The following is a 22,196-nucleotide window of genomic DNA, read 5'->3' on the forward strand; positions in this document are numbered from 1 at the left end:
CCCGCGGAGCGGGATATGCCCCGGCAAGCCGGGGCATAGAGCGCGAATTGCGCAAGCGCAATTCGGATTCCGGCGCAAGCGCCGGAATGGAATTCCGCAAGCGGAATTCAAAAGGCGGGACAATTCGCGCTTGCGCGAATTGTGGGCACCCGCGCAAGCGCGGTCGCCGGGGCTGGCAGCAGGGGGAGGTGCATCACGCGCGGGCCTGTGTAGGGCTTGGGAATCCCAGCCACCACTCCCGCAACGGAAGTGACGGACCGTCGGCCTGACGGGGTGCCGGCCCCACCGCAGTGACGGGCTCCGCTGCGCTCCACCCTGACGCCTCCTCAACTCCCGAAACCGTCCGCTCACGTTCACCAATACCCCGCCAGCATACCCTATGAACCGTGCGCGCGGGGCGAGATTCAGCCAAGTATCAGCCCACAGGGGGAAGCTGCCGCATGGGTGATGCATCACGGGTGCTGAGTGTGTAGAGTCTGGGATCAGACACCACTACCCGGCCCGCCACTCACCGCGCCGGACTCTCATTCCTATTACGCGCCGCATTCCGCGAAAAGGAGAACACGGGAATGGCCGTGAAACTGCGTGAACACCAGATTGAGGCCGTAGCCGCCATCGTGCGCGGCCTCGATATCCCGCCGGGCGGCATTCCCTGGAATGGCTTGCGCGGGCAGGTGCACGCCGCGTGCGGAACGGGAAAGACCATCATCGCGGCGGCCTCCGCGAAAAGGATTGTGCCCAAGGGTCGCATTCTCGTTGTGGTGCCGACCCTGGATCTCCTGGCGCAGACCGTGAAGGCGTGGAGCGGCGCCGGGCACAAGGGGCCGGCGGTCATGGTGTGCTCGCCGCTGGACGATCCGGAGCTGTGGCACCTGGGCGTCCGGAGCACCACCAACACCGTGCAGCTGGCGCTGTGGCACAGCGCCGGACCGGTCACCATCTACGCCACCTACGCGTCGCTGGGCGTGCTCACGGAGGCGTTCGAGGGCGCCTACGGCCAGATGCTCGCCCCGGTGGACCTGGCGGTGGTCGATGAGGCGCACCGGACGTCCGGCTCGATGGGTAAGGCGTGGGCGGACATCCACGACCAGACGAAGATCCCGGCGCACCGCCGGCTGTACCTGACGGCGACGCCCCGGATCTGGGAGGAGCGGCTGAACCGCGAGGTCGCCGAAGGGGTACGCGACCCGCTGCCGCGCGAGATGGCGGCCTCCATGGACGACGAGAAGGTCTTCGGGCCTGTCCTGTACAAGCTCTCGCTCGCGTCGGCCGTGTCACGCAAGCTGCTGGCGCGGTACCAGATCATCGTCCTGGAGCTCCAGGACCCGGTCGTGACGCCCGAGCGGCTGATGGGCGAGGAGCGGCACACCGAGGAGGTCCGCGGGCAGCGCCTGGGCGCCCTCCAGGCCGCGCTGCTGCACACGATGGAGCAGCACAACCTCCAGACCTGCATCACCTTCCACCACCGGACCATAGAGGCCGCGGCGTACGCGGAGGGCCTGGAGCGCGTGGCCAAGCGGCTGCACGCCGACCAGCCCGAGAAGTACCCGGCGGAGATCTGGGCGGACTGGCTGTGCGGCGAGCACGTCCCGGAGCGCCGGCGGGACGTGCTGGGCAAGTTCGGCTCCACCGCCCGGCGGGCCGTGCTCTCCAACTGCCGCGTCCTCGGAGAGGGCGTGGACATCCGGGCCGTGGACTCCGTGGCCCTGCTCGACCCCAAGGGCGCGCCGCACGACATCGTGCAGGCGATCGGCCGCGCGCTGCGTCAGAAGCCCGGACAGGGAAAGCTCGCCTCTTTGATCGTGCCGGTATTCCTCCAGCCCGACGAGACGCCGGAGGATATGTTCACTTCGGGTTCGTACCGGCCTTTGGTGAAAGTTCTTGAGGGTCTGCGGGCTCACGATGAAGAGGCCGTGGAATTGCTAGCGATTCCGCAGGAGCCTCAGAAGGACGTCGCGCAGCCCTCCGAGTACATCGGTGCCGCGCCCGGTGATAACGAGGAAGAAACCCGGCTGCTGCTCCGTTTTGCGGCTCCGCGTGATCCGGCGATGGTCGCGAACTGGGTCAGCTTCAACGTGATCGACACGGAGCGGCAGGACTGGGCGCGCGGCTGGGCGAAGCTCAAGGAGTTCACCGAGCGTGAGGGCCACGCCCTGGTGCCGTACGAGCACAAGGAGGGCGCGTTCCCGCTGGGGACCTGGGTCGCGGAGCAGCGCCGCGCGTACGGGGCCGGGCAGATGAACGGCCGGCGCGCGGCGCGGCTGGAGAAGCTGGGCATGGCCTGGTCGGCGGCCGATGCGCGGTTCCAGGAGAACCTGGCGGCGGCCCGGGTGTACTACCAGGAGCACTGGACGCTGTGCGCTCCCCGGTCGGCGGCGGCGCTGGATAAGCCGGTGGGGCAGTGGCTGTCCAACTTGCGCCGTCCCGGTGCGCTGGCCGAACACCCGGAGTGGGAGGCCGCGTTGGCGGCCGTGGACGAGGACTGGAACCCGTTGTGGCCCACCGAGTGGCAGAGGCACTACGCCGCGCTGCGCGAGCTGGTGCGTGACGAGGAAGGCCCGGCGGAGGTCTTGCCCGGCTTCACCGTGCACGGGATGGACGTGGGGAAGTGGCTGGCCCGGCAGCGGAAGCCCGAGGTGTGGGAGGCGCTGGCCGACGGGCAGCGCGAGCGCCTGGAGGCCGTCGGCGTCACCCCGCTGGCGTCGGCTCCGGTCCCGGTGCCGGACGTGTCCGCGGAGCCGTCCACGGCGCCCGTGAGCGCCTTCGAGAGGGGCGTTGCGGCCCTGGCGCAGTACAAGGCCCGCACGGGCTCTGTGACGGTCCCCAGGGGCCACGTAGAGGCGTTGCCGGACGGGTCGGAGGTGAAGCTCGGGGTGTTCCTGTCCAACAGCAAGAGCCGCCGGGCTAAGTTGACCGTCGACAAGCTCGCCGCGTTGGCCGGCCTCGGGCTGGAGTGGGCGGCCACGGAAGGAGCGGCGTGATGACCGCAGGGGAAGAGCGGCGCGTGCAGGACGCCGTGCGGCGGCACGCCCGCACCAGGGCCTTCGCGGAGGCGGAGGACGTCATCTCGGCTGTGCTGTCCGACCCGGGGGTGCAGGAGGCGCGGGCTCGGGTGGAGGCTGCGGAGACGGAGCTCGGGCTGGAGCTGTGCGCCCGTCTCCAGCCGTTCCAGGACCGCTACGACCAGGCCGTGGCGGAGGGCGACGCGGACCGGCTCGCCGGGCTCTGTGCGGGCAAGCACGGCCGCTGGGGGCGGATCTGCGTGTTGCCCGACGGGCACGAGACCTCGATGGAGGAACCGCACTGGGGCCGCAACAGCGAGGGCCGGCCGATCGCGTGGGTGGGCAGCGCACCCGACAACTGGTGAGTGCGCCGGACCTCCGCGCTGCGCGACAACATCCCGGCCAGCTGCCAGACGTCGTCCCAGCGTTCGGCGACCGCCCCGGGCGGGGCGCATTCTGGTGAACCTTCGGGGTGATCCGGGCGCGCCGTGGCCCGGGGTCCGTCTTCAGTAGTCGACCGGAAGCAACAAGGTCAGCACCACCTCCGACTGGTCCCCGGGGTGCATCTCTACGTGCAACTGATCGCGGGGGCCCGGGAGTTGCCCGGAGATCGTGGACAGGCCGGAGACCACGCCGCTCTCACTCTCGGGGAACATCTGGGCGACGGTGCGTCCAACCTCGGTCAAGACCATCTCCAGTCGGCCCTCCTGGTCACCGACGTACATGGCCCATGCCGTCGTAGTGAAGCCAACGAGGAAGGGGAGCCCGGCGGTCTGCAACGCGAGGGTCGGCACGTCGACCAGCACGCCGGATTCGATGAGTTGCGCCCTGGTGGAGGTGGGTGGCACCGGGCCCGATGGTCCTTTGTTCATGTCCATGAGGGTCTCTCGGTTGGTCGGTGAACGTCGTCACCCACACGGGCGACAAAGGAGGTTCACGACGTAATCGGGCCCGCCGGAAGGTGCGCAGTGTTGTCCCAGGGTCTACACGCACTTGAGTGCGATGCCGTGGGCTCTGAGCTGCGGCATCGCACTGGTGTGCGTGTAGCCCCTGGGATCCTTGGCTGCTCCCCCTTCGGGCCGGGAGGGGGCGGTGAGGCGGTTCCCCAAGGCGGCTTCCGCCACCAGCTCGCCGCCGCGTTCCATCTGGCGGGCGGCGGAGAGTGCGCGCCGTCAGTGTGCGTCGGCCTCATGGTCGACCTTGAGGAGCAGGAGGTCGTAGACCGGGCCGCTGGGTTCGTTGCGGTAGGGGCCTGCGTAGGTGTAGCCGAGGCGTTCGTACAGGGTCCGGCCGGCGGTGTTGTCCGGGCGGACCAGCAGCGAGGCGTAGTCAGGATTGATGGCCTTGATCAGCTCTGTGTGGAGGCGGGAGCCGATGCCCTGGGACTGCCTGGCGGGGGTGACAGCGAGCTCGCACAGGCCCATGAGGCGGCCCGCGCGGACGTGTTCAGGGATCTCGGGGAGCAGTTCGCCGTACCAATACTCCGGTGTGCACGGGAAGGCGTAGCCGAATCCGACCATGGAGCCGCTCGCGTAGGCCGCGACCAGAGTGAAGCCCTCGTGCCGGAGGTGCCCGGTGACCTGACGGCGCAGCGCGGAGGCGGACAGACCGTCGGTGGAGGCGCCGGGGATATCGACCAGTTCGGGGTGGGCGTCGGACCAGATGTCGGCGATGGTGTCGAGCATCGGCGGGACCTGGCCGGGGCCGTAGGTGCGGATCACGACGTCTGTGCGGGTGCTGGTCACGCCCGTCCTCCTCCAGTGGCGGTGGTAGCGCGGTATTCCTCGATCCAGGACGCGACCGCGGGGACGCGGCCGTGTCGCTGGAGTGCGCCGGCGACGTTGTGCAGGGACTGCAGCAGCCGGTCGGAGCGCACTTCGGGGAGGAACGCGAGGACCCGGCCCGCGGCTTCGGCGGCTGCCTCGGGCTCGGGACGCTCCCTCACCGCATGTTGGATGGCGACGTCGGCCGTGTACAAGGCCCTGTTTCTGGCGAAGGCCTCTCCGTGCAGCAGAACGGCCTGTTCAGCGCCGGAGGCAGCGCGTTCGTGCTGGCCGAGATCCGCGCGGGCGAGGCATTCCAGGCCCGCGAGCTCGCCGGGTGCGTAGAAGTCCAGCCAGGCCGGGTCGGCGTCGGAGGGGCCCTTGGCGTAGAGGGTGTGGGCGCGGACGATCGCCTTGTCGGTGGCGGTGGCGTCGCCCATCAGTGCCCAGCCGCCGGCCTCGCGCATGTTGAACAGGGAGAGCAGCCGCGGGGAGCCGAGGTGGCGGGCGACGGCCTGTGCGCCCTGCGCGGCGGAGATCGCCTCCCGGGGCCGTCCGGAGGCTTTGGCGAGTAAGGAGAGGCAGCCGAAGGCGTGCGCCTCGAGTTCGGGGTCCTCAGCGATCCTCGCCGCGGCGAGGGCCTCGCCGTACAGGGAATGGGCGTCGCCTGCGCGGCCGGAGTCGTAGGAGAGCCATCCGGCGGCGATCGACAGGGCGCCGGTCGCCGATCGCAGCTTCGACTCGGTGCGACTGGTGTAGGTGCCGGACTGGAGCCACTGGTAGGCGGTGTGCAGCGCCTCGGACGCGGCCTGGCGCAGCGGCGCGGAGCCGTGGTCGTGGTCCTTGGCGTACAGCGTGGTGACGGCGGCTTTGACGGCGCGTACCTCGCTCGCGCCGATCTTTCCCGGCGTCTGCCCGGTGCCGAGCGGGAGGGCCAGGAGCACGCCGGCGCCGTCGAACAGGAAGGCGCGTCGCTCCACCGAATCCTCCTGCTGCCCGGACGGCCTAGCGGCGGGCCGTGCGGGCGGTGCTGGCGTGGGCAGGACGAAGCCGAGGTCGGCCATGCTCAGCCCACGGGTCATCTGGGTCAGGATGCGCTGGTAGACGGCGCGGGGACAGGCGACGTTGCCGTCTTCCCAGTCGGCGACCAGGCGCGGGCCGCAGGCGACGTTCTCCCCCATCGCCCTGCCGGTGTCGTTGATCTTCTTGGCGAACTCGCGCCGACTCATCTGGAATTCGAGTTCGCGGACAGCGCGCAGTCGGGTGTTGGGGACGGGCTTGCTGTGGTCGGCCATACCGGCTCCGGGCGCGTGTCGGACGGGTGCGGCGACCGTACCGCTCCCCCTCCTCTACCTGCCCGGCCTTGGCCGTAGTTCACCCGGACCGGGCCTTCTTGCATCGTTCTTTCATCGGTGTCACGTCGCATCCGACGGGTCGCTGCTGCTTGCGTGGACAGTGACGTGACGGCCGATCAGGGAGAGCGCGATGGCGAACGCTTCCGCCGCAGGAACAGCCAAGGCCACGAAGCCCGCCGCCCCGACCTGGCACGAGCTGGCCGCGGTCACCGACGCCAAGCGCAAGCTGTGGCTGCTGAGCCGCAGCCATACCGGCTGGGCGGTGTGCGGCCGGGAGTGGGACGCGGTGGCCGTCGAACCGATGGCGGCCGGGCTGGACGCGCTCGCCGCGATGCGCGCGGGCACCCGGCGCGGCTACCAGGTCCTGGCCGACCACCTCAGCGACCGGCTGTACGTCGCGGTGCCGGCCGACTCGGGCACCGCGTTCGCGGGAATCCCCGGCGTGCGGGTGCTCTCCAGCGGGCACCAGCTGCTCACCCCGAGCACGCCGCAGGACGGCACGGCTGCGGCCGACTGGGTCAGCCACCCACCCGGCGACGCACCGCCGGCGCTCGTTGCGGCCGACCGGTTCGCCGCCCATCTGCGGGAGCTCGCTTCCGCCGCGCGGGCGGAGGCGTCTGTGTCATGAACGGTCACACGGTGCTGTACGACCCCGAAGGCCGGATCGACACGCAGCTGCCGCTCGATCGCGTGACGCACGAGCGGGTGGTCCGGGCGGTGCTCGCGTGGTCCGATCCGGCAGCTTTGCGGCCCGACGACTACGAACAGGTCGGGCTGCTGCTATCCGGGGCCGCCCACGCGGTCGCCGCCGATGTCCGCGCGTGCGCGGGCAGACTGCCCGAGGACGACGGCCGGCGTCTGTTCGCCGAATTCGTGATGGGCCAGGCCGACGACTGCCTGGCGCGGCCCTCGCGGAACCTGCTCCGGATCAGGGACCGGGCCCGTACGCTGCGGGCACTGTACGAACGGCTGGACCGGCTCCAAGGAACCGCTCCTGCTACGGAGGCAACCACCACGGCCTCCCCCTGATCGTCGTCCGGCGCCGCCTCCCCCGCCGGCGCCGGACGACCCCACGAAGCCCCGGCGACCGCTGTGCTGAAGTCCCCGGTGCGCGAGCGAAAGCGAGCAGGGGACTTCACTCCTGGCCGGTGCGCGAGCGTCAGCGAGCAGGCCAGGAGCGGTCCGCGCTTGCGCGGACTGGATTGCGGTGAACGCGTCCGAAGGACGCCCGCAATCCACCCGCAGGGCCGCCCGCGGCCCGAAGGGCGGCACCCGCACCCGCTGTGTCAGGCTGTCCCCACACCCCGAAAAACTGCGCCCACTCACCCCGGGATGCACCTCGGTCAGGGCCTGGGACTGGTGAACGAGCAGGGACTCAACTGCTCCGGCGAGCGGCCCTCGGCCGATACCTACTCGACTCAGCGTCGTTGACCGGGGTGCCCCCCGAGCCAGGCCCCAGGGATGTCATGGCCGATTCCCTGGGGCCCGTGGTGTGTCCGGAAGCTCCGGGCTTGTGTTCACCAGTACCTGCGCGCCTGCACGGATGACCAGACGCCTACTCAGCCTGGCGGCGGCGCAGTTCCTCGGACCAGTCCCGCAGCGGGTCGGCGAGGGTGAGGTTGTCCCCGCGGCTCACGGTCTGGAGCAGCTGGGCGCACACGGTCGCTTCGGCGGCAAGGCCGGCCAGGCTTCCCAGCACGGGGAAGACTGCGCGGACTCGGGCGGCGACGTCCGGCTGCAGCAGCGAGTAGGCGTAGAGCGTGGCGCCGTCGAACCCCTCCGGAGCCATTCTTATCTAGATGTCGCGCCTATCTATGCAGGTGGCAGGGCTGGGTGGTGCTGAGCCATGTGAGGCATGTGCGCTGTGAGAGGGTGGCGAACAGCTCCTGCCTGGGCGTTTGTTGAAGTGGCTGCGCGAGAGGCGGGTGCCCGGCTGGAGGCATAGGTGAAGAGCCCTGACATGTCCCGCGGTGCTCGTCTGGCCGCCCACGGTGCCGTTTCAACATCGTTGGCGCTGTGCAGTGATCGCAGACTGCACGAGCTCGTGGACGCCGCCACACCGATCGGTTTCGGTATCGGCGGGAAGACAGTACTGCTGCAGGTCGGCGGAACCCCCGTCTTCGTCAAGCAGCTACGCCTGACCGATCTGGAGCGACGGCCGGAGAACGTCCACTCCACGGCGAATCTGTTCGGAGTGCCCTCCTTCTGCCAGTACGGCATCGGCACCGTCTGCGGCCCGCAGTTCGGCGCCTGGCGGGAGCTGGCCGTGCACACCATGACCACGAACTGGGTGATCGCGGGAGACTACGAGGGCTTCCCCCTGACCTACCACTGGCGGGTGCTACCAGATGCCGGCCAGCCACTTCCCGAGGAACTGGCCGATGTGGAACGAGCTGTCGCCTACTGGGGAGGCGGATCGGCGGTACGCCGCCGGATCGAGGCCCTCCAGCAGTCCACGGCGAGCCTCATGCTGTTCCTGGAGTACATCCCGCAGACCCTGCACGACTGGCTGGGCGTCCAGATCGGGGCCGGCGCTGAGGTGGCCGGGCGGGCCTGCGCCATGGTGGACAACGAGCTCAAAGCCGGCACCTCGTTCATGAACGCCCGCGGACTGCTGCACTTCGACGCCCACTTCAAGAACATCCTGACCGACGGCCGCCGCCTGTACTTCGCGGACTACGGCCTCGCGCTCTCCTCCCGCTTCGACCTGTCCCTGGACGAGGCCGCCTTCCACGACCGGCACCAAAGCCACGACCACTGCTACACGGCCTCGTACCTGGTGTACTGGCTGGTCACTGCCCTGTACGGGTACGGGTGGGACGAGCGCTACGCACTGGTGCGCGCGTGCGCCGAGGGCGAGCGCCCCACGGGAATCCCGGAGGCGGCCGCGGCGATCATCGCCCGCCATGCGCCGCTCGCCGCGGTGATGTGGGACTTCTTCCGCAAGCTCCAGGAGGAGAGCCGGGAGACCCCCTACCCGCTGGAGGCGATCCGCCGGATTGGGCAGCAGGACACCCCCGTCTGATGCGCCTATGGGGTCATGGGCCCCTGCGGAGAAGCACACAACATCCGATATGGGCGTCCGGGGCTGAATCGGATGTCAGTGCTGTTGCTTAGGGTGCCGCTATGGACAGCGCAGAAGCACGACTCGCCGCGATGGGTTGGCCAGTCGAGGAAGAAGACTTCGGTCGAGCGGATGAGCCGGATGTGCAGGGTTGCCTTCTGATCGAAGAGGTTGAAGGCGGCGTGCGGGCGCGGATTGTCGTGCGGCCCGGCCTTCAAGGCGATGTGCGAAAGTCATTCGCTGAGTGGGCCGAGTCGCGGCTTCAGCGCTTCATGGAGCACGGTCCGGAGCCGGATGGTTGGCAGAAACGAAGCGATGGCGGCTGGCAGATGTGGGCCCGTCTCCATCAGATGCCGAGTTGGGAGTGACTCGCCGAGACGGTTATCCGTTGAGCGGGTTCGAGACCTGAGCCGAGAGGGTGATCAAGACCGGTGTGGCAACCTTCGAAAGTGGATCTGCAGCGGTTGCGGCAGGCGTTCGCTCGATCTGCGGAGGCGTTTGGCTGCCAGGTCGTCGATGGGGTGCGGGCTGAGGGCTGGAGGGGGCGGACCCTGGGCGGCAAGGTGGCGGCGGACGGGCTCGCCAGGTGGGTTCGGGTAGTCGTCGCGCCGGCGGACAAGGTCAGCGAGAAGCTCTGGACGGGTAACGAGTCCGCGCAGGTCATCGCGGGAGCATCCCGGCCGGAGCTGGTGGAGTTCCGTGACTGGGTTGAGGAGGGTCTCCGTTTCCGGGCCGAGCTTTCGACGTTCGTCGAGGACAGCCCGGTCTCCGTGACGCCCGAGCTGCGGGGGCCTGTCCGGTTGGCGGAGAGCTGGTGGAAGGGGCTCGAGATGTCCCTCGACGCGGTGGCGATGACTGCGACAGACCGGGTGTCGGTCCGTCAGGACTTGGTGAACCGGCGCTTGGAGTGGCTCAGCGGCGGCCGAGTTGCCCCGGAAGTCACCGTGTGGAAAGCCAGCCATGGTGATCTGCACTGGGCGAATCTGACGGCTCCGGCATGCGTTCTTCTCGACTGGGAGGGATGGGGGCTGGCGCCGGCGGGGTGGGATGTTGCCGTTCTTCGGGCGTACTCACTCTTGCAGCCCGTCGTGGCGGCGGAGATCGCGGACCGCTTCTCCGGGCTCCTGACCGGCAGTGGAGGACGTCAGGTTCAGTTGTTCGCGGTGGCAGAGCTGCTGATGGCGGGCAGCAGGGGCGATCACCCCGAACTGACGCCCCCGCTGCTGGACCTGGCCTCCGAACTGCTGGACGAGCCGGCCGAAGTCATTGCCCGTCGGGTGGGCCCGCCTGCTGCCTGATCATCTTCCGCAGACTGGTGCGGGCCGCCGCAAGGTCGGCCTGCAGCTCCGCAACGCGTGAGCCGAGCTGCTCAGCCTCGGTCCTGGCCTGGGCTTCGGACCGCTCCAACTGCCGTACTTGTTCGGTGAGTTCGGTGACGCGTTCGGTCAGCTGCCGATTGCTGACCTGGCCGAGTTGCTGACCGAGTTGCTGCCGGACGGCCTCACGGAGCCGGTCGCGTTCGTCCCGCAGAGCGGTGATCTCTTCCCGGGCCAGGGCGAGGTCGGTCTTCAGACTCGCCGGGCTGCTCTGCCGGCCCTGGCTTCGGGCCTTCGCAGGTTCATGTGACTGCTGGTCGATCGCGGCCTGGACGTGCTCGCGTACTCCTTCGGCATAGACGAGCCAGGTGGACACTCCGGCCGCTCGCGCGACCGTGGCGAAGCTGATGCGCTCGCCAGCCGCCGCCATGTCCTGGAGTGCCGCCAGGACGCTGTGCCGTTTGCGCTGGCTGTCCGCTCTGCGGGCCTCGGCCAGGACCTGAGCGGGTGTCCGGACAGCCGTCATGGAGCCGCCTCGCGGACGACGGACAGCGGCAGCAGCGGTCGCGCACTCCCGGATCTGACCTGCCGCAGGATGGACGCCGCTTCCTCGATCTCCGCCCGTTCCTCGTCCGGCAGGGCCGTCAGGCCGTCGCGCATCGTGGCCGCGACCTGCTGGTAGGCGGCAATCTGCGCGGTGAGGTTGCCGATCACGAAGTCGGCGGCGTCCATCGCCTGGGCAGTCTCGCGGTCAGAGCGCAGGCTGTTGATCTGGTCCTCGATCGCGGGCAGGTAGGAGGGGTCAGGGCGGTAGAAACCACAGCCCGCGCACTGGAATCGCAGCGGGCATGCCTGCCCTCCGGCTTTGACGTTGGACGGCTCGGTGCAGCCGCCGAACGGGACGGCAACCGACCGGTGCTCGTATGCTTGCGGGGAGCACGGCTTCGCGGCCCCGTGCCGGTCGGTGACCATCAGACTGAGCTTCTTTACCGCTTTCCGCTTCCGCTCCAGGGTGACGCGGTAATAGCCCATCGTCGTCTTTGGATCATCGTGGTCCATGAGGGATTGCAGCACGTCAAGGGGTGTGTCGGCGTCCGCGAACCGTTGCGCGAACGAGTGCCGGAACGCGTAGGGGAAGATCAAGGACCGGTCGAACGGCACCAGCTGCCCGTCGGGGCCGACGACGTCACTGAGTAGTTCCGGGAGCGTGTCGACCCAGTTGCGGACGGCCGCGCTGAGGGACACGGAGTTCATGTGGGCGACGCCGCTGTAGTCCGAGATCGCGGGAAAGAGGTAGGCGTCGCTGTGCCGCGGTGCCGGGATCTCGTCGCGGATCTGCTGCCACCGCTTGATCCTCTCGACGGTCTCGCGGCTGAGCGGGAGCCTTCGCCGCAGGCGGCGGCCTTTGTGGTTGTCCCAGATCAACTCGACATCGTCGCCGTCGTGTTCCAGGCAGTTCCGGGGCAGAGACACCACTTCCAGGGGACGACGGCCGCAGTCCCGCAGCACTACGTAGAGGGTCTGGAACATCTCCCGGATCTCGGCGTCGGACAGGTCCCCGTAGGTGATCCCGGCGGCGATCGAGTCCAACGCGGCGTCCATCTGAGCGATGACCGGCTCGGGGATGGCCTTGCCGATCTCCTCCTCGTTGGTGTCCTCCTTGGGGATGCTGTGTGAGGGGTGCCGCGCGAAGCTACCGGGAGCCTCGTCGAGAAGTCCGGCGAACCGGCCGAAGTCCAGCAGTTGGAAGAACACTCCGAGCAGGTCGCTGCGGAACTTGGAGCCGCAGAGCTTGCCGTCGCGGCGGCGGTCGGAGGCGATCTCCTCGAAGGCCGCCTGCATGTGCGCAAAGCCGAGGCTGGAGAGCTCACGGCCGCCACCAGGCAGACGGTTCATGCCCTTGCCAGCCAGGGTGGCGGCTCGCAGCCAGCGTCCGAACTGATCGCTGTTGGGCCGCTCGGCCTCGGTCCGGCGTCGCAGCAGGTCCCGCAGCCAGGGCTGGGGGAGGACCGACAGATCCGCGACCCCCGCCGTGCGGCGACGTCCCGTGCGGCTGGTGGATTTCAGCCCGGCGGCCCGCAGATCGAGGCGGTCTTCGCCCCAGGGATCCGTGCCGGAGAACTCGACGTAGCCCCGCCGGACGGACCAAGCGACCTGCCGGAAGACGCAGTGCGGGTTCAGCTGCCGCTCGAAGTGCCCGGCGAGCTGGTCATCGCGCATGGCCAGGCTGGTGTTGTGCCTGGCAAGAACCGGGCCGATCTGCCGCACCGTTCGGGGATCCAGGGGGCTGCCCAGCTCGTCGCGTCGCTGCAGGCCGTAGGTCACCTCCAGCCGCAGAAGGGGTGACAACTGGATCAGCGAGAAGCGGTAGGAGTCGAGCACCGGGGCCTGCCGCGCCGCCCAGGCCACGGCGTCCGCCGTGGTAGAGCGGGGCTCCTTCTGCGTGTTCCATTTCCGCAGGTGGTAGACGCAGAGCACGGTCCGATCGTGCAGGGCCTTGTTCGGACATGCGCTGACCGAACAAGGCGGCGGACTTGGGAACGGAGTCGCCTGGCCCATTGCCGCCCACCGCGCGACATCAGGCGTACGCGCTTCTCCGTGAAGCCGGCGCAACCGCCCCCAGGTCCCGTAATGCACGATGCACAGGCCGTGGCTATGGCCGGCGCGACCACATCGAGTGCCGTCCCAGACGACCAGGCAATCCTCCGGATCGACTCCGTCTCTGAGCCTCCGGTCCAGGACGTAGGTACGGTCGAATTCCTCCCACGAGATGCTGGCCGCCTTGTGGTCCCGCTGGCAGGCGTAACACCGCCCCCGGCGAGAGTAGACGCCGATGGTGCAGGCCGGAGTCTGGCACTGCCAGATCGAGGTCCGCGGGTTGTCAGGGTCGCCCGTGAACAGCCACCACTTCTCCTCCCACTCACCCGGCCGCCAGGCAGGATCAACCTGCTCGCGCAGCCACCGCTCCCATCCCGTCCAGTCGACGGCGAATGGCGACGGGCCCGCCGGGTCGACGGCCGTGGCCGTCGTGACGGCCGTCACCGCCTTGCCGCCGCGACACGCTCGACGGCCTCGCGCTTCCGCTGGTCCTTGATGTGTTTGTAGGGCTTGAGGGACTGAGGAGACTGGTGGCCCAACAGATCCGACACCACATCGTCCGGGACACCGGCCTCAAGCCACTCCGTGGCCGCGGTGTGCCGCATCATGTGCGGCCGCGCGACGATCTCCGCCCACTTGGCGAGCCGGTCGAAGAGCTGCTTGGCGTTCGGATAGCTCATGGCCCCACCGAGCGGGGCCCGGAAGAGGTTCACGAAGACCATGTCGCAGCCGGCCGCCTCCGGAACCTGCTCACGTTCCCACTGATACTCCCGGTAGTAGTCGATGACCTCGGACTCGACCGGAATCACGCGCGCCAGACGGGACTTCGCGAGCGCGTTGTTGGCGTTGTCGTCGCGGCGCCGGACATGGACATGCGGCCCTTGGTGGAAGCAGCCCAAGCCGCGCGAGTCGGGAAGCAGGTGCAGGTCCTCGCGGCGAAGGCCGAGCGTCTCCCCGACTCTCATGCCGGTGGCCCGCATCAGCACGAGCAAGAACCGGTCACGGGCGTTCCTCGCCAGGCGGATCATCAACTCCACCTGTTCAGCGGTGAGGAACTCGATGCCCGGGGTGTCCCCCTTGAACTTCAGCGTCCGCGTCTGGATCTCGCGGAACCTGCCGCCCTCACCGGCGCTGAAGCCCTGTGGCAGGAACCGCAGGTACTTTGGATGCGAGAGCATCAGCGCGAAGTCGACGGTCACCCAGCCGTGCTGGACGCCGAATCCCAGGAACTCGGTCATGGTGCCCAGAACCGCGTCCGCGCTGCCGTCCGAGCGGAACCGGGGACGGGCAGAAGGCTTCTTCCCTCGGGCGGGCAACGGCTCGCTGACCAGCCAGTCCCGGAACTTCACCAGATTCTCGAAGCCCGGCGCCGACCAGGACAGCCCGCGCTCATCGCACCACGTCAGATACAGAGCGACCCGGCTGGCGTAGTTCCGCAGTGTGTTTGGGGAACAGTGGCGGCCACGCAGGCTCTCCAGGTACGTACTCGCCTCGACGTGCATCCGGTACAGCTCGTCGACCACGACCCACGCCACCGCAAGTACGGCACCGGGGAGCGTCACCTTCTCAGCATGGAACTTCACGGACGGACCAACGAGCCAAACGTCCCTACGACCTATCAGATAGGTATAAGGCACACGGAAGAGTGACGACTGAACTCACGTCGCTCAAGGCTCAAACCCACCTCTAGATAACGCGTCCCCATCCCTCCCAGTCCAACAGGAGCAGCGGCGAAGCGATGTTCGCCCAGTGCAGATCAGAATGGGCTGTGGTCCAGCTGGGCGCGGCCGGGGCCGGGATGCCCACGAACTCGGGGATGGCCCGGTCCATGTACTGCTGCCGTACGGCGACGCGGTCGGTGCTGACGGCCGCCACCTTCTCCAGCGTCCCGGCGAGGCCGGTCCACCAGGAGTCCGGTAGCTGGAGGTCGTGCTGGAGGATCGGGTCGTCGGACAGGACCGGCTGGTCGACGCGGGCCGACAGTTCCGCCCGGTAGGCGGTGGTGTCGTCGACGGCGTCGTGGACGGCCAGGAGGGCGGGGCGGTGGCCGTCGAGGTCGCCAAAGGCGTGCTGGGCGTCGAGGGCGCCGTCCCACAACTTCCCCGATGCCTTGTCCTCCGGTGCGGACACCAGTCGCAGCCACGCCGGGGCGCCGGCGGCGGTGCGGACCGGGGCTCCCAGAGTGCGCCCGGACCAACCCCAGAACTCTGCGCCCGGCTCCACCTGGACGTCCAGGACCTCGGCGGTGTGCGCGTGGTGGGCGCGCATGCGCTGTTCGGTGTCCGGGTCAGGGGGAGGTGAGTACATCGGTGATCTCCCGCAACTGGGCGGCGGTCAGGGAGGGTTGGGCGACGGCGTCGGCCGCCTCTTTCCAGTGTGGCGCACCGGAGGCGGCGAGAAGGACGTTTGTCACCCCTGGGCATGACGCGACGGCGAGGACGCACGCCTGTGCGGGGGTCAGGCCCGGCCGGATGAGGTCGGCGAGCTCCTGGTCGACCATGCCGGGGAGCTCCCCGCCGTGCAGCGGGGCCGACGCCATCACCCGCAGGCCCGCGTCCACAGCGGCCGGGAGCGGGCCCCGTCCGTGAAGGGCCTGCACGATCGGCGTCATCATCACCAGGCTGACCGGCAGCTGGAGGGCGACCAGGTGGTGCTGTCCGCCGGCGGCTTCGGCGGCCAGGGAGAGCAGCTCCCCCACCGTGAACGCCTCCTCTTCCAGGCCCGCCCACGTGGCGATGCCGTACCCGGTCACATGCCCGGCCGCCACTGCTTCCTCCAGGACGGCGAAGGCATCGCGGATCGCCTGGTGCAGGGCGGGGCGGTCGCCGGGGTGGGCGCGCTCGGGGTTGTGCAGCAGGACCAGGTCCAGCCGGTCACGCCCGAGCTGCTCGCGGTTGCGGCCGGTCTGCCAGCGCACGTAGTCGGGGGCGAGGCTGTGCCCGGCGGCGGCCTGGTCCTCGGTGAGGACACCGGCGTTCACGGCGTCGGTGCCGGTGGCCGCGGTGAAGTACCCCGTCTTGGTGGAGACGTTCAGGGACGGGTGGGCGGCCAGGGCCGGGGCCAGAAGGATCTGTGCGCGGCCGGTGGCGTAGTTGGGGGCGGTGTCGATCCACGCGCCGGAGGCGGCCGCACAGGCAGCCGCCTCCGGGATCGCCCGGCACCGGTAGGTCCCGAGGGCGAGCTGTGCGGTCACAGCAGGCTCCCCACCGTCGCGGCCTGCCCGGCAACGAGCTCCTGGACCAGCCCGACGACGTCCTCCAGGGCGAGGCCGGCCGTGTCGGCGAGCGCGGCCAGGTCCACGGTCCGCCCGTCGACCAGCGGGCGCAGCACCGCCTCCGCCTCGGGCGCGAACTCGAACGTGCTCCCTGCGGCAGACAGCGTCACCGCGTCCTCGCCGACTTCCAACACCGCGCGGGCGGTCGTCAGCCGCACCCGCAGACCGCCGTCGACGGGGACGCCGTCGATGTACGGCAGGCTCGGCACCATCCGGCCGACGGCCTGCCCGTCCATCGCGGCCCGGTAGCGGGCGAGCAGCGTCGGGTCGTCCAGCAGTTCGGCGAGCCGCTTGCGCATCCCGTCCACGGCGTCGGCCTGAACGTCCGGCGCGGCGAGCAGCGGCAGATCGCGCCGCCAGTCCTCGTGCGCGAGCAGCTGCTCGGACACCCACGCCATCAGGTCAGTCGCCGTGTGGGTCTGCAAGCCGCAGGTGACGTGAAGGGAGCGGGTGCCCTGGTCGGCGGAGACCGCATGCCACACGCCGCGCGGCACGTACAGCACGTCGCCCGGCCACAGGACCAGGTCGGCGACCGGCTCGGTGGGTGCCTCGCCGGGGTCGTCGATGTCGCGGTACAGCGGGAACGGGCGGGTGGTGCCGTAGATCTTCCACCGCTTCGCGCCGTCCAGCTGGACGATGACGGTGTCGTGGTCGTCCCAATGAACGCCGAACCCCTCGGTGCTGGTCCACGACGCGTAGAGGTTCGCCTGCACACGGGTGCGCAGGTCACGCTCGATCGCTTCGCAGAGGCGGGCGAGGGGCGGGTGTAGTTCGTCGACACTGTCCAGGGCGAGGGAGGCGCCCTCCTGGAGGCGGGCGTGCAGTTCGGCCGGGTGCAGGCGGTGCCACACCGTGTGGCGGCGGGTGGCCACCGGCGTGGTGTAGCCGCCAACCAGCAACGTCTCGCCGTCGCGGGACAGCCGCATCCGCGGCGGCTCCAAACGGTGGCCGGCGAGGATCTGGTTGAGGTCGTCCCAGGTCATCAGTCCGGCGACATCGAGGGCGCCGGGCACGTGGCGGTATTCGCGGTGCAGTGCCTGGGCGAGGAAGTCCTCGCCCAGGCACGCCGCGATGGACGTGTGCGTCATCGCGTAGGGCTCCCGCTCGTCAGTCGTTGCCGTCGCTCTTGCCGGTGCCGCCGCCGTCCGAGGGGATGGCGTTGCGGCCCCGGGCGGCGACGATCGCCCGGCGGGAGCGGACCAGGCCGCTGGTCGACGGCCCGGACGTGGCGGGCGGGGGCGTGGCGGGACTCTGCATGGAATCCTCCTGCGGGATTGGTAGCCGGGCCCTGGACAGCCGCGGCCGCGAACACCTCCAGTACAGCCACGGCGGACCCTGGCGATAACCCCGTGACGGGGCCCCCACGGTGGGTATGGTCGTTGGGCTGACGAACTGTCATTCCACGAGATTTCAGGGGGACTTGTGGACGACTTACCGCCGTCACCCGCTCAAGCGCCGCGAAGCCTGCTGACCGACCCGGTGTTCGTCCGGGCCCTGCGCGAGCGGGACTTCACCACGGTGTTCGCGATGGCCCACGACGCGGGAATCTCCTTCAACCGGATCGCGGAGGCGTGCGCGCTCAAATCCGATCGCGTCAGCCAGATCGCCCGGGGAACCGCATCTGTCACCGCGCTGGCAACTGTCGAGAGAATCGCCGGCGGACTGCGCATTCCCGGTGCCCTACTGGGGCTCGCTGCGCAACCCTGGGAAGACACCGCCGCCCACAGCACGGAGTCCCACCATGGAGAAGATGATCCGATGAAGCGCCGCAACCTGCTGCGCGGCGCGCTGGCCGCCGGCCTCACCGCCCCGGCCCTCGCCGCCCTCACCGCCGCCCGGACCGACGTCGACCAGACCCTCTCCCCCGACACTCCCCAGGACCTGGCCGACCTCGAGGCCGCAGCCGAGAGCTACGGGTACGGCTACCACGGACAGCAGCCCACCCGCGTCCTGGCCGACCTGGTCGGCGACTTCACGGCCCTGCGCCCGCTGCTCACCGTCCCGCAGCCCGCACCGGTACGGGCGCGGCTGTGCCGCACGGCCGGGCAGATGGCCGGGATGACCGCGATCGTCTTACACGACCTGGGCAGCCGCCGGGAGTCCCGTGCATGGTTCGCCACGGCCGCCCGGGCCGCCGCCGAATCCGGCGACGACCAGCTGCACGCCTGGGTCCTCGCCCGCGAGGCGATGGTCCCGCTCAACTACGGCGCCCCGAAGGCGGCGGCCGGCCTCGCCGAACGGGCCCGTCACGTCGCCGGGCACCGGCCGACCACCGCGGCGACGCTGGCGGCCGCGGTCGCCGCCCGTGCTTACGCCCTCAACCACCAGAGCGAGCAGGCCCGCGCCGCGCTCGAGGCCGCCGACGCCCTCATGGACCGGCTCCCCGAGGGCGAGCGGTCGGACACGTGGCTGACGTACGGCGAGCAGAAGCACCACGTCCACCTCAGCCACGCGTTCACCACGCTCGGGGAGACCCGCCTCGCCCACGTCAGCCAGGAGCGCGCCCTGGAGCTGTCCGCGCCGACCAGCACCATGACGCGCACTCTGCTGAACATCGACGCGGCGGCGTGCTCCCATCACGACGGCGACACCGAGCAGGCGTGCCGTCGTGCGGTCGACGCCCTGACGGCGCTGCCCGTCGACTTCCGCACCGGTCTGGTCCGCCGCCGTGCCCTGGACCTATACGAGGCGATCCCCGCACAGCACCACCGCGAGCGCGCTGTACGGGAACTACGCGACGTCGTGGCCGGCTGAGAACGACGGCTTCCACAGCGGGCGGGCCAGGCCGGTCCCGCCCGAGTGATAGCAGTTGCCCTTGTCCCGCGCTCACCCAAGGTAGGAGCCCAGGAGTACGCCGCCGAACGCCCCTGCGATCAGAAACGGGCCGAACGGGATGGCCGTCTTGCGGTTGGCCCGGCGCGCGAGGATGAGGCCGACGCCGTACAGCGCGCCGAACAGGAGCCCGGCGAAGGTGCCGACGAGGAGGATGTCCCAGCCGTACCAGCCCAGGGCGGCGCCCAGGCCGAGGGCGAGTTTCACGTCGCCGAAGCCGATGCCGGCGGGATTGATCAGGAAGAGAGCGAAGTAGCCGGTGCCGAGCGCGAGGGAGCCGAGCAGCGCGGTCGTCCAACTGCCGCCGCTTTGGGGCAGCAGCTCGGCAACGGCGAGCAAGACGAGCGCGGTCGCGGCGAGGGGCAGCGTCACGACGTCGGGCAGCCGGTGTGCCGCGAAGTCGACAGCCGCGAGCAGTACTCCGACGGGTGCCAGCACCAGCCAGACGCCCAGGTCGGGCCGGGCACCTGTGGCAGCGGCGAGGACCGCACAGGCGAGGGTTGTGACGCCGGCGACGACGGGTGTGCTCGGACCGTACGAGGTGGCGTCGGCGCAGCGGGCTCGCCCGATCCATCCGCTTCCGACACCGGTGAACGGATGCCCGGCGGGGCACGTCGCTCGCCACGGCTCGTCCGGTGCGACGGCGAGCCGCCACGCGGCTCTTGGTACGAGCAGGCCGGCCCCGCAGCCCCACAGGGCTGCGGCTATGACGATCAGCAACGTCTCCACCGGACGGACCCTAATATGCGCCCCTCTGCGGCTGCCTGCCGTCGATCCGGTCGGCCGCGTTTGGCGCCGGACGGCGCTCAGCGTCGATCCTGTGACCTGCATGTTTTCAAGGATGTCCGCCGTGCGGGGACCGCTGGTCAGCTTGCGCTGCGGCTCATGATCCCGTCGAAAACGCGCTCCGTCTCGGGCTCCATCCCGACGTCGAGGCGCCGGTTGATGCCCTGGATGGTGTCGAAGGCGCTGCGTACGCCGTCGTGGTTGCCCGCCTGGTCTTCGATCAGCATCCAGTCCTGGTAGAGGAGTTCGGCGCTGTCGTCGACGTCGAGTCCGATGCGGACGGCGCGGCGGGCCGCGTCCAGGGTGGGGCGTGGTGCGGTGCGGTGCCAGGTGGCCAGGGTGTGGGCGACATCGGTGATGCGCACGAGCATCTCCTGGATCCGGGCGGCGGCCCAGACGGGGTCGATGCCGTCGAAGGGGCGCCCGCGTACAAGGGCGATGGCGGCCTCAAGGTCGGCGGTGCCGGCCGTTGGGCCCTTGGCGAGGCCGCGCTCGGCGAGCTGGGAGAAGCGGGTCCAGTCGCATCGGACCTTGGGCGTGAAGCGGTAGCTGCCGCTGCGGTCGCGGGGCAGGTAGAGGTTGTTGTCGGCGTCGGTGCCCAGGCGGGTGCGCAGTTCGGAGATACGTGCCTGCAACGTGGTCTTGGACCAGGGGCTGCGGGGGTCCATGGCCTCGCTCGCGGTGGAGCCGGTGATGCCGGGCTTGAAGTAGACCAGGGCGGCGAGTTGGGCGAGCTTGGGGCCGTGGCCGGAGGCCTGGATGCCGGTGACGGTGACCGGGCCGAGCACCTGGATCTCAGGGCCGTGCAGGTCGATCGCTTCGGCTGGTTCGTCAGCTTCGGACGACGGAGTACCGGGATCCGTGGCGGGGTCGGCGGGGGTGTCGTGCTCGTCCGCGGTGTCTTCGGTGAGTGGTGCGAGGACGCGTACCGGCGGAGGCGTCGATGCGGTGGCGAGCGCTGTGAAGGGGGTCTCGGGCATGGTGGCCGGGCCCACGAGGTGGGGCAGGGGCAGGCTGCTCGGCTCGGCAGACTGGTCGAGGTGGATGGGTGGTACGAACTGCCAGGGCCCCTCGGCGGGGCGGGCCGGCTCATCCGCGGTGTGCAGCACGTCGAGGAATTCGCGGTATTCCTCTTCGGTGAGCGACTGCACGATCAGGTCGCTGTCGAGGAGGTCGAAGGGCTGGGGCGCGTCGGTGCCGACCGGCAGGAGCGGGAAGTTGGGGAAGGCCGTACGTGCTCCGTAGGCGGGGAGCACCAGGGCGACGGGGAGGTCACGTGCGGCGGCGAGGGCGGCGGCCAGCTGGCGGGCTTCGTCCTTGGTGGCGTCGGCGGCGCAGATGAGCATCCAGGGCAGCGGGGCCGGCTGCTCGTCGTCCTCGTCGACGGGGTTCTGGTGGTGCTCGAGGAGTAGTTCGCCCAGGTCGCTCTGGGCGGCGCGAAGATGCGGCACGGCCCGCAGACGGCCCTTGGGTAGCCGTGCGGGCAGTTCGGTGTCCAGGCCGACGGTGAGGATTTCGGCGTGGTCGCTCCACGCGCTGGTGGCCGCCTCCAGGGCGATGACACGGGCGGTGTCGCGGACGGCGTCCGGGTCTCCGTCGAGCAGGAGCACGCGCACGTGGGTCAGGTTGAGGAGCAGGTGGCTGCCGTCGGGGTCGGTGCCCAGGGTGACAAGGCCGGGGTACGGGGCAGGTACGGCACGGGCGTCGTCGGGGTCCAGGAGGGGCTGGGCGGCGTCCAGGGTCCAGCGTCCGTCGGCTGTGTGCGTGAACGGCGCTGGCGGTTCGGCGGTGTCGATGTCGGTGTCGACGAGGAGGTCGACGGTGCGGGAGGTGACCCGGGCGCCGCGTACGGCGGGCAGCGGCCGGCTCTCCTGGGCGGCGTGGTGGGCCAGGGTGCGCAGTGCGGTGTCGAGCAGTTCGACGCTGGCGGGTTCGGCGTTCGTCTCCAGGATCTGTTCCAGGCGGACCGGTTCGTCCGGCATCGCGATGGTTTCGCCTGGGCGTCGGCGGCGGCGCTGCAGCGTCCGCTTGATGCCCACGGTGGCGAGTAGGCACCCAGCGAGGAGCATGCCGATCCCGGCGGCCTCCCGTACGCCGACCACGGAGTCGTCCTGCTGGTCGGCGGCGGGCTCTGCGTGCGAGGGCGTCTGGGAGGAGACGGGGGCGGGCTCGTCCTGCTGTGCGGGGGCGGACGGCCTCGCCGACG

Annotated in this window: 21 protein-coding genes; 8 read left to right on the forward strand and 13 right to left on the reverse strand. The window is 70.1% G+C overall.

All coding sequences use genetic code 11. The features are described from left to right. The first annotated feature begins 569 nt into the window (after positions 1-569). Together H8R17_RS39355 and H8R17_RS39360 are read left to right on the forward strand one after the other, a co-directional pair. The gene (locus H8R17_RS39355; RefSeq protein ID WP_187827996.1) at positions 570-2,981 is read left to right on the forward strand and encodes a DEAD/DEAH box helicase; all 2,412 of its coding nucleotides are present in this window, start codon (positions 570-572) and stop codon (positions 2,979-2,981) included. Further along, positions 2,981-3,367, forward strand: coding sequence for a hypothetical protein (locus tag H8R17_RS39360; RefSeq protein WP_187827997.1), 387 nt, complete (start codon positions 2,981-2,983; stop codon positions 3,365-3,367). The genes H8R17_RS39355 and H8R17_RS39360 overlap by 1 nt, the downstream gene beginning before the upstream one ends. Before the next feature lie 141 nt (positions 3,368-3,508). Here the strand turns inward: H8R17_RS39360 and H8R17_RS39365 are convergent, their stop codons facing one another. The 3 genes from H8R17_RS39365 to H8R17_RS39375 all read right to left on the reverse strand — a co-directional run bounded on the left by H8R17_RS39365 (position 3,509) and on the right by H8R17_RS39375 (position 6,060). After that, positions 3,509-3,874 carry a hypothetical protein gene (locus H8R17_RS39365; RefSeq protein WP_187827998.1) on the reverse strand — a complete coding sequence of 122 codons (366 nt, stop codon included), beginning with the start codon at positions 3,872-3,874 and terminating at the stop codon, positions 3,509-3,511. A gap of 300 nt (positions 3,875-4,174) precedes the next feature. Next, positions 4,175-4,747 (reverse strand): N-acetyltransferase, encoded by a 573-nt coding sequence (locus tag H8R17_RS39370; protein WP_316959670.1) that lies wholly within the window; start codon positions 4,745-4,747, stop codon positions 4,175-4,177. Beyond that, positions 4,744-6,060 carry a hypothetical protein gene (locus H8R17_RS39375; protein ID WP_187827999.1) on the reverse strand — a complete coding sequence of 439 codons (1,317 nt, stop codon included), beginning with the start codon at positions 6,058-6,060 and terminating at the stop codon, positions 4,744-4,746. Before H8R17_RS39375 ends, H8R17_RS39370 begins: the two co-directional genes overlap by 4 nt. A 190-nt stretch (positions 6,061-6,250) precedes the next feature. On the opposite strand from H8R17_RS39375, the gene H8R17_RS39380 reads away from it, so the two are divergent. Both H8R17_RS39380 and H8R17_RS39385 read left to right on the forward strand, forming a co-directional pair. Further along, a complete protein-coding gene (locus tag H8R17_RS39380) occupies positions 6,251-6,748 on the forward strand; it encodes a hypothetical protein (protein WP_187828000.1) in 498 nt (165 codons plus the stop codon). Then, complete coding sequence (locus H8R17_RS39385) at positions 6,745-7,149, forward strand: restriction endonuclease (protein ID WP_187828001.1); 405 nt, start codon at positions 6,745-6,747, stop codon at positions 7,147-7,149. The genes H8R17_RS39380 and H8R17_RS39385 overlap by 4 nt, the downstream gene beginning before the upstream one ends. Before the next feature lie 526 nt (positions 7,150-7,675). On the opposite strand, the gene H8R17_RS39390 is transcribed toward H8R17_RS39385, so the two are convergent. Then, entirely contained in the window at positions 7,676-7,909 is a 234-nt protein-coding gene (locus tag H8R17_RS39390) for a hypothetical protein (protein ID WP_187828002.1), read from the reverse strand. 171 nt (positions 7,910-8,080) lie between these two features. Between H8R17_RS39390 and H8R17_RS39395 the strand changes: the two genes are divergently transcribed. From H8R17_RS39395 to H8R17_RS39405, 3 genes are all read left to right on the forward strand, one after another. After that, positions 8,081-9,145, forward strand: coding sequence for a protein kinase family protein (locus H8R17_RS39395; RefSeq protein ID WP_187828013.1), 1,065 nt, complete (start codon positions 8,081-8,083; stop codon positions 9,143-9,145). A 101-nt stretch (positions 9,146-9,246) separates the two neighbouring features. Further along, positions 9,247-9,552 carry a hypothetical protein gene (locus H8R17_RS39400; RefSeq protein WP_187828003.1) on the forward strand — a complete coding sequence of 102 codons (306 nt, stop codon included), beginning with the start codon at positions 9,247-9,249 and terminating at the stop codon, positions 9,550-9,552. A gap of 81 nt (positions 9,553-9,633) precedes the next feature. After that, positions 9,634-10,482, forward strand: a complete 849-nt coding sequence (locus H8R17_RS39405; RefSeq protein ID WP_187828004.1) for an aminoglycoside phosphotransferase — start codon at positions 9,634-9,636, stop codon at positions 10,480-10,482. Here the strand turns inward: H8R17_RS39405 and H8R17_RS39410 are convergent. The 7 genes from H8R17_RS39410 to H8R17_RS39440 form a co-directional block, all read right to left on the reverse strand. After that, positions 10,448-11,026 (reverse strand): DUF6262 family protein, encoded by a 579-nt coding sequence (locus H8R17_RS39410; protein WP_223126000.1) that lies wholly within the window; start codon positions 11,024-11,026, stop codon positions 10,448-10,450. The genes H8R17_RS39405 and H8R17_RS39410 overlap by 35 nt on opposite strands. Continuing rightward, the gene (locus H8R17_RS48975; RefSeq protein WP_316959671.1) at positions 11,023-12,978 is read right to left on the reverse strand and encodes a tyrosine-type recombinase/integrase; all 1,956 of its coding nucleotides are present in this window, start codon (positions 12,976-12,978) and stop codon (positions 11,023-11,025) included. Before H8R17_RS48975 ends, H8R17_RS39410 begins: the two co-directional genes overlap by 4 nt. A 560-nt stretch (positions 12,979-13,538) precedes the next feature. Beyond that, positions 13,539-14,681 (reverse strand): tyrosine-type recombinase/integrase, encoded by a 1,143-nt coding sequence (locus H8R17_RS39420; RefSeq protein WP_316959672.1) that lies wholly within the window; start codon positions 14,679-14,681, stop codon positions 13,539-13,541. Between the two features lie 103 nt (positions 14,682-14,784). Then, entirely contained in the window at positions 14,785-15,405 is a 621-nt protein-coding gene (locus tag H8R17_RS39425) for a hypothetical protein (RefSeq protein WP_187828006.1), read from the reverse strand. Then, the gene (locus tag H8R17_RS39430) at positions 15,386-16,291 is read right to left on the reverse strand and encodes an aldo/keto reductase (protein ID WP_187828007.1); all 906 of its coding nucleotides are present in this window, start codon (positions 16,289-16,291) and stop codon (positions 15,386-15,388) included. The genes H8R17_RS39425 and H8R17_RS39430 overlap by 20 nt, the downstream gene beginning before the upstream one ends. Further along, the gene (locus tag H8R17_RS39435) at positions 16,288-17,460 is read right to left on the reverse strand and encodes a cupin domain-containing protein (protein ID WP_187828008.1); all 1,173 of its coding nucleotides are present in this window, start codon (positions 17,458-17,460) and stop codon (positions 16,288-16,290) included. The genes H8R17_RS39430 and H8R17_RS39435 overlap by 4 nt, the downstream gene beginning before the upstream one ends. Positions 17,461-17,479: 19 nt before the next feature. After that, positions 17,480-17,629, reverse strand: a complete 150-nt coding sequence (locus H8R17_RS39440; protein WP_187828009.1) for a hypothetical protein — start codon at positions 17,627-17,629, stop codon at positions 17,480-17,482. A 165-nt stretch (positions 17,630-17,794) separates the two neighbouring features. On the opposite strand from H8R17_RS39440, the gene H8R17_RS39445 reads away from it, so the two are divergent. Then, entirely contained in the window at positions 17,795-19,126 is a 1,332-nt protein-coding gene (locus H8R17_RS39445; RefSeq protein ID WP_187828010.1) for a hypothetical protein, read from the forward strand. A gap of 72 nt (positions 19,127-19,198) precedes the next feature. Here the strand turns inward: H8R17_RS39445 and H8R17_RS39450 are convergent, their stop codons facing one another. Continuing rightward, a complete protein-coding gene (locus H8R17_RS39450) occupies positions 19,199-19,933 on the reverse strand; it encodes an A24 family peptidase (protein WP_316959673.1) in 735 nt (244 codons plus the stop codon). Positions 19,934-20,070: 137 nt separating this feature from the next. Continuing rightward, positions 20,071-22,196, reverse strand: a 2,126-nt coding sequence (locus H8R17_RS39455) for a bacterial transcriptional activator domain-containing protein (protein WP_223126001.1), incomplete at its 5' end; no start/stop codon positions are given.

It is taken from the genome of Streptomyces sp. TRM68367 (assembly GCF_014495685.1).
GTDB lineage: Bacteria > Actinomycetota > Actinomycetes > Streptomycetales > Streptomycetaceae > Streptomyces.